11 protein-coding genes are annotated in these 12,363 nt (G+C 73.3%); 6 read left to right on the forward strand and 5 right to left on the reverse strand.

All coding sequences use genetic code 11. From position 1 onward, the window contains the following. Positions 1 to 5 precede the first annotated feature (5 nt). The 3 genes from ABD811_RS07395 to ABD811_RS07405 all read left to right on the forward strand — a co-directional run bounded on the left by ABD811_RS07395 (position 6) and on the right by ABD811_RS07405 (position 3,001). Positions 6 to 2,093 (forward strand): ArnT family glycosyltransferase, encoded by a 2,088-nt coding sequence (locus tag ABD811_RS07395; RefSeq protein WP_344942827.1) that lies wholly within the window; start codon positions 6 to 8, stop codon positions 2,091 to 2,093. Positions 2,094 to 2,221: 128 nt separating this feature from the next. Beyond that, positions 2,222 to 2,521, forward strand: a complete 300-nt coding sequence (locus ABD811_RS07400; protein WP_344942830.1) for a 4a-hydroxytetrahydrobiopterin dehydratase — start codon at positions 2,222 to 2,224, stop codon at positions 2,519 to 2,521. A 6-nt stretch (positions 2,522 to 2,527) separates the two neighbouring features. Further along, entirely contained in the window at positions 2,528 to 3,001 is a 474-nt protein-coding gene (locus ABD811_RS07405) for an SLOG cluster 4 domain-containing protein (RefSeq protein ID WP_344942832.1), read from the forward strand. A gap of 19 nt (positions 3,002 to 3,020) precedes the next feature. On the opposite strand, the gene ABD811_RS07410 is transcribed toward ABD811_RS07405, so the two are convergent. Both ABD811_RS07410 and ABD811_RS07415 read right to left on the reverse strand, forming a co-directional pair. Then, a complete protein-coding gene (locus ABD811_RS07410) occupies positions 3,021 to 3,893 on the reverse strand; it encodes a hypothetical protein (protein WP_344942835.1) in 873 nt (290 codons plus the stop codon). A gap of 541 nt (positions 3,894 to 4,434) precedes the next feature. Next, positions 4,435 to 5,061 (reverse strand): DJ-1/PfpI family protein, encoded by a 627-nt coding sequence (locus ABD811_RS07415; RefSeq protein WP_344942837.1) that lies wholly within the window; start codon positions 5,059 to 5,061, stop codon positions 4,435 to 4,437. Between the two features lie 161 nt (positions 5,062 to 5,222). Here ABD811_RS07415 and ABD811_RS07420 point away from each other — a divergent pair, with 161 nt between their 5' ends. Beyond that, positions 5,223 to 6,209 (forward strand): GlxA family transcriptional regulator, encoded by a 987-nt coding sequence (locus ABD811_RS07420; protein WP_344942840.1) that lies wholly within the window; start codon positions 5,223 to 5,225, stop codon positions 6,207 to 6,209. 330 nt (positions 6,210 to 6,539) lie between these two features. Here ABD811_RS07420 and tsaA read toward each other — a convergent pair whose 3' ends face one another. Together tsaA and ABD811_RS07430 are read right to left on the reverse strand one after the other, a co-directional pair. After that, positions 6,540 to 6,944, reverse strand: a complete 405-nt coding sequence (gene tsaA / locus ABD811_RS07425; protein WP_344942844.1) for a tRNA (N6-threonylcarbamoyladenosine(37)-N6)-methyltransferase TrmO — start codon at positions 6,942 to 6,944, stop codon at positions 6,540 to 6,542. 557 nt (positions 6,945 to 7,501) lie between these two features. Beyond that, complete coding sequence (locus ABD811_RS07430; protein WP_344942846.1) at positions 7,502 to 9,814, reverse strand: ATP-binding cassette domain-containing protein; 2,313 nt, start codon at positions 9,812 to 9,814, stop codon at positions 7,502 to 7,504. A 119-nt stretch (positions 9,815 to 9,933) separates the two neighbouring features. Between ABD811_RS07430 and ABD811_RS07435 the strand changes: the two genes are divergently transcribed. Next, complete coding sequence (locus ABD811_RS07435; RefSeq protein ID WP_344942849.1) at positions 9,934 to 11,013, forward strand: helix-turn-helix transcriptional regulator; 1,080 nt, start codon at positions 9,934 to 9,936, stop codon at positions 11,011 to 11,013. 63 nt (positions 11,014 to 11,076) lie between these two features. On the opposite strand, the gene ABD811_RS07440 is transcribed toward ABD811_RS07435, so the two are convergent. Beyond that, positions 11,077 to 11,667 carry a TetR/AcrR family transcriptional regulator gene (locus ABD811_RS07440; protein WP_344942852.1) on the reverse strand — a complete coding sequence of 197 codons (591 nt, stop codon included), beginning with the start codon at positions 11,665 to 11,667 and terminating at the stop codon, positions 11,077 to 11,079. Between the two features lie 188 nt (positions 11,668 to 11,855). Between ABD811_RS07440 and ABD811_RS07445 the strand changes: the two genes are divergently transcribed. After that, entirely contained in the window at positions 11,856 to 12,323 is a 468-nt protein-coding gene (locus ABD811_RS07445; protein ID WP_344942855.1) for an SRPBCC family protein, read from the forward strand. Positions 12,324 to 12,363 lie beyond the last annotated feature (40 nt).

Here is a 12,363-nt window from a genome sequence, read left to right on the forward strand (position 1 = left end):
AATCCATGGCGAGTGTGTTGGAGGCCGTGCCCGTCCTTCGGGCGCGTGAACGGTCTTTGGGCGGCGATCCGGTGTGGGCGCGTCCGGCGCTGCTGGTGCTGCTGGCGGCCACGGCCGTGCTGTACGTGTGGGACCTGGGCGCCTCGGGGTGGGCGAACTCCTTTTACTCGGCCGCCGTTCAGGCCGGGGCGTCCAGCTGGAAGGCGTTCTTCTTCGGCTCCTCGGACGCGGCCGGCGCCATCACCGTGGACAAGACGCCCGCGGCGTTGTGGCCGATGGCGTTGGCGGCGCGGGTGTTCGGGGTGAACTCCTGGAGCATCCTGGTGCCGCAGGCGGTGATGGGCGTGGCGACCGTCGCCACCGTGTACGCGGCGGTGCGGCGTGCGCTCGCCGGTGCCGTCACCCCGCGCGTGGAGGCCGGGGCGGGGTTGCTGGCGGGTGCGGTGCTGGCGTTGACTCCGGTGGCCGCGCTGATGTTCCGGTTCAACAACCCCGACGCGTTGCTGGTGCTGCTGCTGACGGTGGCGGCGTACGCGCTGGTGCGCGCGCAGGCGCAGGCGAGCACCCGCTGGCTGGTGGTGTGTGGGGCGTGTGTGGGGCTGGGGTTCCTGGCCAAGATGATGCAGGCGTTCCTGGTCCTGCCCGCGTTCGGCCTGGTGTACCTGCTGGCCGCGCCGACGCCGCTGCGCCGCAGGATCTGGCAGCTGGCGCTGGCGGCGGCCGCGATGGTGGCCGCCGCGGGGTGGTGGGTGGCGATCGTCGCCCTGCTCCCCGCGGGGTCGCGTCCCTACATCGGGGGGTCGCAGAACAACAGCGTGCTGGAGCTGGCCTTGGGCTACAACGGGCTGGGGCGGCTCAACGGCAACGAGGTCGGCGGGCTGGGCAACACCAACCAGGACGCCGGGTGGGGCCGCATGTTCGGCTACGCCAACGGCGGCCAGATCTCCTGGCTGCTGCCCGCCGCGCTCATCCTGCTGATTGCGGGGCTGTGGGTGGTGCGGCGGGCGCCGCGTACCGACCGGGTGCGGGCGTCGCTGGGGCTGTGGGGCGGGTGGCTGTTGGTCACCGGCGTGGTGTTCAGCCTGATGCAGGGCATCTTCCACGAGTACTACACCGTGGCGTTGGCTCCGGCGGTCGCCGCGCTGGCCGGCGTGGGCGCGGGGCTGCTGTGGCCGCGCCGGCGGCGGGCGGCGGCCGCGGCGACGCTGGCGGCGGTGGTGGCGGTGACGGCGGTGTGGTCGTACACGCTGCTGCACCGCACGCCGGATTGGCTTCCGTGGCTGGCCCCGGTGGTGCTGGTGGGTGGTGTGGTGGCCGCCGGGGTGCTGCTGGGGGCCGCGTATCTGCCGGGACGTGCCGTCGCGGTGGCGGCGGCGGTGGCCGTGGCGGCGTCGCTGGCGGGCCCGGCCGCCTACGCCCGCGACACGGTCACCACCCCGCACACCGGGGCCATCGTGACGGCCGGGCCGTCGGCGGGTTTCGGGCCAGGACGTTCCGGCCGCGGCGGACGGCCGGGCGGCATGCCCGGTGGCGGTATGCCCGGCGGTATGGCGGGTGGTGCGCGGCGCATGCCGCAGGGCGGTCCGCAGGCCGGGGCGCCCGGCGGGGGCATGAACGGAGGCCTGGACGGGGGCTGGCCGGGCCGTGCTCGCGGTGACGGCGGCGGTTTCCGCTCGGGGCAGGGACGCGGCGCCCCGGGCGGCGGCCGGCCGGGGGGCCTGCTGAACTCGCCGACGCCGAGCGCTGATCTGGTGGCGCTGCTGAAGGCGAACGCGGGCTCCTACCGGTGGACGGCCGCGACGGTCGGGTCCAACAACGCCGCCGGGTACCAGCTGGCCACGGGAACGCCGGTAATGGCGGTCGGCGGGTTCAACGGCACCGACCCGGCCCCGACACTGGAGCGGTTCCAGGCGTACGTGACCCAAAAGAAGATCCACTATTTCGTCGGCGACGGGATGGGCATGGGGCGCGGGGGCATGGGGGGTGCGGCCGGCGGCAGCGACGCCGCCCAGCGGATCGCCCAGTGGGTGCAGGCCAACTTCACCGCCCGCACGGTCGGCGGCGTCACCGTCTACGACCTGACGGCCCGGTGACCCGTGCCCGCCGGGACGGCGCGGTGGACGGCGGTTAACGTCGGTAGGGACGGCACCTGGCGCAGGGACGCCGGACCGCGTCCGGCGCAGCACGGCTGGCCGCGTCATGCGACAAGGGGAGGCAACCGATGGCCGACAGGCTCGACGATTCCGCCGTGACCGCCCGTCTGAAGGACCTGCCGAACTGGGCGCGCGACGGCGACCAGATCCACCGGCGTTTCAAGGCGCCGTCGTTCATGGCGGGGATCGACCTGGTGGGCGAGGTGGCGCGGGCGGCCGAGGAGGCCGACCACCACCCCGACATCGACATCCGCTGGCGGACGGTGACGTTCACGCTGACCACGCACAGCGCGGGCGGGCTGACCGAGCGGGACTTCGCGCTGGCGCGGCGGATCGACGAGGTCGCGGCACGGCACGGCGCCCAGTAGGCGCCGGTGGCGGTACAGGTGGCGGTGTGCGGGCCGCGTGAGTGCTCGCGCACCGAATGGGAGCGGGCCCGTGAGGTGGGGCGGTTGCTGGCCGAGCGGGGCGCGGTGGTGGTGTGCGGCGGCTACGGCGGCGTGATGGCCGCCGTGGCCGCCGGGGCGTACCGGGCGGGCGGCGTGGTGGTGGGGGTTTTGTCGGCGGACGACCGGGTGGGGGCCTGTGAGGACCTGACGGTGGTGCTGCCGACGGGGCTCGGCGAGGCCCGCAACAACGTGATCGTCAACGCGGCGGACGCGGTGATCGTGGTGGGCGGGTCGTGGGGGACGCTGTCGGAGGTGGCGCTGGCGGTGCGGCGCGGCGGGGTGCCGGTGGTGCAGCTGGGCGGCTGGCAGGTCCTGGACGAGCACGGCCGCCCGCTGGACGCCGTCCGCCGGGCAGCGACCGCCGCCGAAGCCCTGGACAGGACCGGCCTGTGGCCCTGACCTCCCGCACACGCCGACGTCACGACCGCCGGTCGCTCGGCTCCCCGGCGCCCTTCTCGCCCTTCCCCCGTTTGGCGTCCTTGTCTGCGGCGTCCTTGGTGTCGGTGTTCTCGGGGGCGGCGGGTTCGCGGCGTCCACGGTCCTGTTTCTTGCGCCGGTCGACCTCGTGGACGGCGACGCCGATGGCGATCAGGATCGGTATCCAGTATTTGGTCGTGGCCAGGATCGCCTGGAGCCAGGCGGGCAGGGCGACGTCGGGCAGGTCGATGTCCGGCCAGGGGATATCGGGCCAGGGAATGTCGGGCAGGGGCAGGTCCGGCGGGTCGATGTCGGGCAGGTCGACGTCGGGGCGCGGCAGGTAGGACACCAGCAGCCGCACCACGGCGCTGATCAGGGCGCTGATGCCCAGGATCCCGAACACCACCTTGCCGGTGGCCGCCACGACGTGCCGTGAGGCGTACAGGGCGGGGTGCTCGCGGGCCAGGCGTTCGCGGCGAGCGGCGCGGGTGCCCTCCGGAGGCGTGAACGGGACTTTTTCCCGCCCGGAGTCGCCGCCCTCCTTTCCCTCGCCGTCCTTCTTCGCCTCGCCGTCCTTGGTTTCGCCGTCTTCGGCGCCGTCCTTCTTGTCGGGGGTGTCGTCGTCGGGGCGGGGCGGGGCCAGGACGCAGCGGGCGGCCTGGCCGTCCAGCAGGCCGAGGGGGTCGAACGCGACCAGCACGGACATGTCGCCGTAGGGGAGCTTGGCCTGGTGCAGTGCCTGGGTCTCGGCCTGCTGGACGCCGTCCACGTACAGGCGGACGATGCGCATCCAGCCGACGCGTTCGGTCTCGACCTGCAGGCGATGCCCGTCGTGGTCGAGCAGCCAGCGGCCGCCGGCAGCCGCGTCGGTCATGACGCTCCCCCTGGTCGTGGACACTGATCCTCCCGTATCGACTGGGTTCAGCGTGCCGGGACCAGGGGGAGGGCGGCATCGGCCGATGGGTCCGACCGCCATCGACCAAAGTCGATGAGCGTCATGCCGATACGGACGACGGCTTGGCACGGCAACGTAAACCGAGTGCCCGGCCGAGGGCTGTGAACGGCTAACGGCGGTGACGGGCCGCCGCCGGTCACAGCGGCGGCCGCACACCGGTCACAGGCCCCGTTCACAGGCTCGGGATCTGGTGGTTGCGGAAGCGTCGACGAAGAGCCGGTGGTCGTCGCGCACCACCGCCGCGTACTCCATCCCGAGCTCGATCATCGCCTGCACGAACGCCGACTCGTGCCCGTCATTGTGATGTGGGCGGCCGGGAGCGCGTCGACACGACCGTCAGGTGGCGCTCCAGAGAGGGCGTTCCCGGCCGGGGGCAGGCATGGTGGCCCTTTGCGGCTGCGGGGGGTGGGGGGACGGTCGCTGGGGTGGGCGGCGTCTGCCGTGGGGGCGATCCGGGCGGTCAGTTGTGGGAAGGCAGGCTGCGGGCAAGGGCGACGACCTGTGGCGGCGCCGTCTCGGGGGATCCGGCGTCGAACGGCGGCCGCGGGTCGTACTCGAACATCAGCTGGACGAGCTGGGCGCGGTGTTCGTCCCAGAGCTTGGCGATCAGGGTGAGGGCCATGTCGATGCCGGCCGACACGCCCGCCGCCGTGATGACGTCGCCGTCGACGACCACGCGTTCGGTGCTGACCACGGCGCCGAGGTCGGCGAGCAGGTCGCGGGCGAGCCAGTGCGTGGTGGCGGGGCGGCCGGTCAGCACGCCGGCCTTGGCCAGCAGGGTCGAGCCGGTGCACACCGAGGTCGTCCAGGTGGCGGTGGGGTGGGCGGTGGCCAGCCACGCCAGCAGCGGCTCGTTGTCCAGGGCGGCGTGCCATGTCGAGCTGCCCGGCACCACGATCACTTCGGGGCGGGGCAGTTCGTCGAATGCGGTGTCGGCCTGGATCACCAGGCCGGAGTCGCAGCGGATCGGGCCGGGGCGGGCGGCGACGAAGTGCGGTGTGACCTCGGGCATGGCGGAGATCGCGTCGTACGGGCCGATCAGGTCCAGGGCGGTCATGTTGTCGTAGAGCACGAAGGCCGCGTCCATGGCGGTTCCCTTCCGGTGATGGTCGTCTGGCTCGATCGGGGCGCTTGATCGAGGGCGGTTTCAGCTTCGGGGATGCGGCGGCGCGTCATCAATGACGGGTCGCCCACGGATCAGGACATCCGGGGTCCGCCGGCCGGGGCGCCTGCAGCATGCTTGTCGGCATGCGGGAGGTGCTGATCGTGGTGTACGACGGCGTCCAGTCGCTGGACGTCACGGGCCCGGCGGAGGTGTTCGACGGCGCCGCCCGGCTGCTGCGCGGCGGGTACCGGGTGCGGCTCGCCTCGCCGGACGGCCGGGAGGTGACGACGTCGTCGGGTCTGCGCCTGGGTGTGCACACCGGCCTGTCGGCGGCCGCGCCGCTGGACACGCTGGTGGTGGCGGGCGGCCTGGCCCCGGACGTCTCGCCCGACGGGGGTCTGGTCGCGGGGGTGCGCGAGGCGGCCGCCGCGGCCCGCCGGGTCACCTCGGTGTGCACGGGCGCGTTCCTGCTCGCCGCGGCCGGGTTGCTGGAGGGGCGCCGCGCGACCACCCACTGGGCGTACTGCGATCGGCTGGCCGCCGCGCATCCGGGTGTCACGGTGGCGCCGGACGCGATCTACGTGCGGGACGGTCCCGTGGTGACCTCGGCGGGTGTGACGGCGGGGATCGACCTGGCGCTCGCGCTGGTCGAGGAGGACCACGGTGCCGCGCTGGCCCGCGAGGTCGCCCGCTGGCTGGTGGTGTTCATGCAGCGGCCCGGCGGGCAGTCGCAGTTCAGCCGGCGCGCCCGGACCCGGCCCGTGCGGCGTGAGGCCCTGCGCGCTCTGCTGGACCACATCGCCGCCGAGCCCGCGGCCGACCTGTCGTTGGAGGCGATGGCGGCGCGGCTGGCCATGAGCCCCCGCCACTTCAGCCGGGTCTTCGCGGAGCAGGTGGGGGTGAGCCCGGGACGGTATGTGGAGGAGTCGCGTGTGGAGGCGGCCCGCTGCCTGCTGGAGACCGGCGACGACGGTGTCGACACCGTGGCGCGGCTGAGCGGTTTCGGCAGCGCCGAGACGATGCGGCGGGCGTTCCTGCGGCACGTCGGCGTGCCGCCCACCGCGTACCGGGACCGTTTCGGCACCGCGGCCCGTCCCGTCGCGCCGCGGCCGGACGCCGCCAGCGGGTGAGGTTCCCGGCGCCGAGCGTCCGGCCTGCCTGCGGGCGGCCTCCGGCACCTTGGTGTCCATGCCGGCGGTCGGCGCGGATTCGTCACGTGGTGCGCCTGGGCGGCTCCGACGTGGGGCGGCGTTGCCACCAGGTCACCGGCCTGGTCGACCAGCGCGGTGTCGTGGCGGGCAACCCGCGCCCATCACGGCGCGCCGCGTCCGCACGCCGCTGCGCCTTCGGCGGCAACGGCTCGCTCCGCTCCCGCAAGCCGTCCCGCACGAGCCATGGCGGCTGCTCCCCCTCCTCACACCGATGGGCGAACAGGCGGAGCGATCGTCACCGGGTGACAGTCATCTGTCTGGGGTGAGGAGAGGTTTGACGTCCAGGATCGGCGTTGCGTCGAGGGCTTCGAGGTGGCGGACGTGGACGCGTGTTCCGGCGATGGTGAGGATGTGCACCTGATGCAGGCCGATCGGGTTGGGCCGGTCGGGACTGCGGGTGGCGAAGACGCCGGCGCGCGGGCGGGTCGCGTCGCCGCGTGGGTGGACGGTGAGCGTGTCGCGCTCGGCGCGGTCGAGCCAGGTGAGCAGGAGCACGTCGGTGCCCGGGGCCAGTCCCTGCAGGGCGGGTGCGTACCGGTCGTCGAAGACCAGCCAGGCGTCGGGGGCTCCCTCGTCGGCTTGCCGTGGTGCCGCCGCTGGATCGGTCAGGGACGACTCGACACGCCCGATCACGCGCACGGGGTATTCGGTCACGAGCTTGGCTCCTTTCCTGGGTGCCAGTTGAAACACTGTTGATCTCGTTTGGAAGTGGGGCACGGCGGTCGGGTTCCGACCGGCTCGGGGAGAACGGGGTTGACTCAGCGTCGCCGCAGGTCGCCGGTTTCGATCGCCCGCTGGAACGCCTTACAGAATCCTCGTCAACGCCGCCGCTCCCGGTTACGTCGACACCGACAGCAACAACCACACCGGCCACCTCACCCCGGCGCAGGGTGCCGCGGTGGTGGTGCGCCTGGCCACGCTCGGCGTGGACGGCCCGACCGCCGGGTTCTTCAGCGAGGACGGGCCGCTGCCCTGGTGACGGGCAGGCGAACAGACCTGGGCTCGAATGCGCAGCACTACGGCGACCAGATTGTTGCGCTGGCTCTCTGACCGCCGTGGTCAACGCGGCCGACCGGTGCGGCGTGATGGCGCACGACCGGGGCTCTTCCTGCGCACCCGGCATGTCACCCGCATGTTGAACCGACCGGCAGACGCCCCGGGCCCGGGCTTGGCCTCAAGTTCGCGGCGGGGAAGGATCGCCGGGGGCGGGGTCAGGCGGGGAGGGCCGCGTCGTCCGGGTGTTCGCCGGAGGGTTGGCGGAGGTTTTGGCGCAGGTGGTCGGCGGTGAGGGAGCCGGTGGCGGTGAGAAGCTCGGCGGGGGTGCCGGTGAACAGGACACGGCCGCCGTGTTTGCCGCCGCCCGGCCCGAGGTCGATGATCCAGTCGGCGTGTTTGATCACCTCGAGGTCGTGTTCGATGACGATCACGGTGTTGCCGGTGTCGACGAGGCGGTCCAGCAGGGCGAGCAGGGCGTCCACGTCGGCCATGTGCAGGCCGCTGGTGGGTTCGTCCAGCACGTACAGGGCGCCGGTGCGGTGCAGGCGGGTGGCGAGTTTGAGGCGTTGGCGTTCGCCGCCGGACAGGGTGCTGAGCGGCTGGCCGAGGCGCAGGTAGTCCAGGCCGACGTCGGTGAGGGCGCGCAGCCGGGTCGCGACGGGGCGTTCGGTGAACACCTGCAGGGCCTGGCCGGCGGTGAGGTCGAGGACGTCGGCGATGGTGTGGCCGCGCAGGGTGTGCCGCAGCGCCTCGGGGCGGTAGCGGGTGCCGCCGCAGGTGCGGCAGGTGGTGGTGACGGGGTCCATGAACGCCAGGTCGGTGACGATGACGCCGTTGCCGTCGCAGTCGGGGCAGGCGCCTTTGGCGTTGTGGCTGAACAGTCCGGGGTCGGCGCCGGTGGCGTGGGCGAACAGGCGGCGCAGGTGGTCCATGACGCCCAGGTAGGTGGCGGGGCTGGCGCGGCGTGAGGCGGCGATGGCCGACTGGTCGACCACGATGGCCTCGGGGTGGCGGGGCAGCAGTTCGCGGTGGACCAGGGTGCTCTTGCCCGAGCCGGCGACGCCGGTGACGGCGGTGAGCACGCCGGTGGGGAAGTCCACGGTGACGTGGTGCAGGTTGTGGGTGGTGGCGTCGGTGACGGTGAGCCGGCCGGTGGGGCGGCGCACGTGGCGTTTGGGCGGGGTGCGGCGGCGCAGGTGGCGTCCAGTGAGGGTGTCGGCCTGGCGCAGCGCGGACACGGTGCCCTGGAACACCACGTGTCCGCCGTGGGTGCCGGCGCCGGGGCCCATGTCGATGACGTGGTCGGCGATGGCGATGACGTCGGGGTCGTGTTCGACGACCAGGACGGTGTTGCCCTTGTCGCGCAGCTGGACGAGCAGTTCGCCGAGGCGGCCGACGTCGCTGGGGTGCATGCCGACGCTGGGTTCGTCGAAGATGTAGGTCATGCCGGTGAGGCTGGAGCCCAGGTGCCGCACGACCTTCAGGCGCTGGCCCTCGCCGCCGGAGACGGTGTCGGTGGGGCGGTCGAGGCTGAGGTAGCCCAGGCCGATGGCCTCCAGCCGCCGCAGCCGGGTGACGGCGGCCTGGGCGATGGGGGCGCCGACGGGGTCGTCGATGCCCTCCAGCACGCCGATCAGCTCACCGATCTCCATGCGGCAGTAGTCGGCGATGTTGTGTCCGCCGATCGTGGCGGCGCGGGCGGCGGCGTTGAGGCGGTCGCCGTCGCAGGCGGGGCAGACACCGTCGGTGACCATCTCCAGCGCCTCGCGGCGCTGCCGGTCGGGCAGGGTTTCCAGACCGCGTTTGAGGTACAGGCGGTGGAAGCGTTCGGCGATGCCCTCGTAGGCGTTGTGGCCCATCTCCCCGGTGCGGTTGAGGCGCTGCACGCGAAAGCCCTTGCCGTGCAGCAGCAGGTCCATCTCCTCGGCGGTGAACTCGCGCAGTGGTTTGGCGGGGTCGAACAGGCCCGACTCGGCGTACAGCTGCCAGGGGAAGGTGCCGACGCCGAAGGGGGCGAAGCGGATGGCGCCGTCGTTGAGGCTCTTGCTGGTGTCGAGCATTTTGTCGACGTCCAGGCGGGCGAGGCGGCCGAGGCCGTCGCATTCGGGGCACATGCCCTGGGGGTCGTTGAAGGAGTAGGCGGTGGCCTCGCCGGCGCTGGGGTGGGCGCAGCGGGAGAACAGCACGCGCAGCACGGCGTGGATGTCGGTCATGGTGCCGACGGTGGAGCGGCTGTTGCCGCCGACGGGGCGCTGGTCGACGACGACGGCGGGGGCGAGGTCGTCGATGACGTCGGCGTCGGGGCGTTCGTGGCGGGGCATCCGGTTGCGGACGTACCAGCTGAAGGTCTCGCCGAGCTGGCGCCGCGACTCGGCGGCGACGGTGTCGAACACCACCGAGGACTTGCCGGAGCCCGACACCCCGGTGAACACCACGATCTGCTCCTTGGGGATGCGCAGGGTGATGTTCTTCAGGTTGTTCTGCCGGGCGCCTTTGATCAGGATGTGGTCGCGGTGCGCGGCCCGCATGGGCGGTGTCCCTCCTCGGCCGGTGACGGATGTTGGGTGCGGCCGGTTGGCGGCCGGGTGGCCACGTTAGGCGGCAATGAGGTCGGATCCGGTCCTCATTGGCGGGGCATACTGGGCGGGTGACCGACACCTCCGCCCGGCTGCTGCGTCTGCTGTCGCTGCTGCAGACGCGGCGGGAGTGGACGGGCCCGGAGCTTGCGGAGCGGCTGGGCGTCAGCGTGCGGACGGTGCGCCGTGACGTGGAGCGGCTGCGTGAGCTGGGGTATCCGGTGCATGCGACGCTGGGGTCGGTGGGGGGTTACCGGCTGGAGGCGGGCGCGGCGATGCCGCCGTTGCTGCTGGACGACGAGGAGGCGGTGGCGATCGCGCTGGGGCTCGGCGCGGCGGCCGGCGGTGCGGTGGAGGGCATCGAGGACGCGACGGTGCGGGCGCTGGCCAAGCTGGAGCAGGTGCTGCCGGAGCGGTTGCGGCGCCGGGTGTCGGCGCTGCACGCGGTGACCGTGCCGATCGACGGGCCGCCGGCGGGTCCGACGGTGGCGCCGGAGACGCTGACGGTGCTGGCGGCGGCGTGCCGTGACCACGAGCGGCTGCGTTTCTCCTACCGCGCACCGAACGCCGACAAGGGCGCCGACATGGGCGCTGGTGAAGGCGGCGCCGGGGACGCCGATGAGGTCGGCGGTTCGGTGGAGGCGGGGGACGGGCGGCTGGTGGAGCCGCACGGCCTGGTATCGGCGGGGCGGCGCTGGTATCTGCTGGCCTGGGACGTCGACCGTGCCGCCTGGCGCACGTTCCGGGTGGACCGGATGCGGGCGCCGCGTGCGGTGGGGGTGCGGTTCGCGCCGCGTGAGGTGCCGGGCGGGGACGCGGCGCAGTTCGTGCGGCGGTCGCTGGCGGCGTCGCGTCCCACGGTGCGGGCGGTGCTGCGGGTGCACGCCCCGGCGCACGTGCTGGCCGACAGGTTCCGCGTCACCGGCCAGGAGCTGGAGCCGGTGGACGAGCGCACCTGTCTGCTGCGCACCCGGGTGGAGTCGCTGGAGTGGACGGCGCTGCGGGTGGCGTTCCTGGAGCTGGACTTCGAGGTGGTGGAGCCGCCGGAGTTGGCCGACCGGCTGCGTGATCTGGGCCGCAGGCTGCAGCGCGCCGCCGGTCCGCCGCCCCCGCCCTCCTCTCCGTCCCGTCCGTCCGGCGGACCGGCCTGAGCGGCCGCGTCGCGGTGGGCGGCCGTCGTGCCGTCCGGCGTCCGCTAGGCCCTGCGGCGGGGTTCAGTGTGTGCGGTAGGGGGCGAGAAGGCCGTCCAGGTCGGCGTGGACGGTATCGGCGAGCGGGGCGCCGCCGGGGTCCAGCGCCCACAGGATGAGGGTGCCGTTGTAGGTGACGTGGACGGCGCGGGCCAGGGCGGCGGTGTCGACGTCGGCGGTCAGTTCCCCGGCGTCGACGGCTCGGGTGAGCAGGTCGGTGATCTGTTCGCGGACGGCGCGGGCGTGGGCGGCGGCGTGTTCGCGGAAGCCGGGGTCGGTCAGGTCCAGTTGCAGGAACCCCAGGCTGTTGGCCATTTCCTCGGGGTCGCGGACGCTGGAGGCCATGGCGGTCAGCGCTGCGCGCAGGGCCGCCAGGGGTGAGGGGTGCTCGCGGCGCGCTTGGTCGAACGGGTGGCTGGCGCCCTGGGCGGCGCGGCGGGCGAACGCCAGCAGCAGGCCGCGTTTGGAGCCGAAGCGCTGCACGAGGGTGGCGGGTGACAGGCCGGCCTCGGCGGCGACGCCGCCGAGGGTGAGCCTGCCGGGTCCGTGCCGCAGCAGGGCGCGGCCGGTGGCCTGCAGGATGGCCTCGTCGCTGGTGGTGCGCGGTCGCGCCACGGTGCGCGTTCCCTCCGACACGGGTTATTGAATGGCTGTTCGTAAACCTTATCGGACGTCGCCGTCCGGCCCGCGACTCCGGGTGTGATGCCCGGTGTGATGTGCGCGGCGCCCGCGTGCGGGGCTGTTTGGGGTGGTCGCTCACGGGCACGCCCACGCCCGTCACGAAAGGAGAGGAGACGCTTCCGATGAGCACGATCGAGCAGTCGATCGACGTCAGGGTGCCCGTGCGGGCCGCCTACAACCAGTGGACGCAGTTCGAGGACTTCCCGCAGTTCATGGACGGCGTGGAGCGCATCGACCAGGTGTCCGACACCCGCACCCACTGGGTGACCAACATCGCCAAGGTGCGGCGGGAGTTCGACGCCGAGATCACCGAGCAGCGTCCCGACGAGCGCATCGCCTGGACGTCGGTGGGCGAGCCGCGGCAGGCGGGCGTGGTGACCTTCCACCGGCTGGCGCCCGACACCACGCGGGTGATGCTGCAGCTGGAGTTCGCCCCGCAGGGGATGGCCGAGAAGGCCGCCGACGCGCTGCACCTGGTGGAGCACCGCGTCAAGGGCGACCTGCGGCGGTTCAAGGAATTCATCGAGGAGCGCGGCGGGCAGGAGACCGGTTCCTGGCGCGGCGAGGTCGGCCAGGACCCCACCTCCTGACACCCCTCACGGCGCCCCCATGACGCCATGACGGCACGGC

The organism is Actinomadura miaoliensis (assembly GCF_039536785.1).
GTDB lineage: Bacteria > Actinomycetota > Actinomycetes > Streptosporangiales > Streptosporangiaceae > Spirillospora > Spirillospora miaoliensis.

Bases quoted from the DNA above. Each gene is read 5' to 3' on its own strand.
- ABD811_RS07420 (WP_344942840.1), top strand. From the start codon at position 5,223: ATGCGGGAGGTGCTGATCGTGGTGTACGACGGCGTCCAGTCGCTGGAC.
- ABD811_RS07400 (WP_344942830.1), top strand. From the start codon at position 2,222: ATGGCCGACAGGCTCGACGATTCCGCCGTGACCGCCCGTCTGAAGGAC.
- ABD811_RS07410 (WP_344942835.1), bottom strand. From the start codon at position 3,893: ATGACCGACGCGGCTGCCGGCGGCCGCTGGCTGCTCGACCACGACGGG.
- ABD811_RS07395 (WP_344942827.1), top strand. From the start codon at position 6: ATGGCGAGTGTGTTGGAGGCCGTGCCCGTCCTTCGGGCGCGTGAACGG.
- ABD811_RS07415 (WP_344942837.1), bottom strand. From the start codon at position 5,061: ATGGACGCGGCCTTCGTGCTCTACGACAACATGACCGCCCTGGACCTG.
- ABD811_RS07445 (WP_344942855.1), top strand. From the start codon at position 11,856: ATGAGCACGATCGAGCAGTCGATCGACGTCAGGGTGCCCGTGCGGGCC.
- ABD811_RS07430 (WP_344942846.1), bottom strand. From the start codon at position 9,814: ATGCGGGCCGCGCACCGCGACCACATCCTGATCAAAGGCGCCCGGCAG.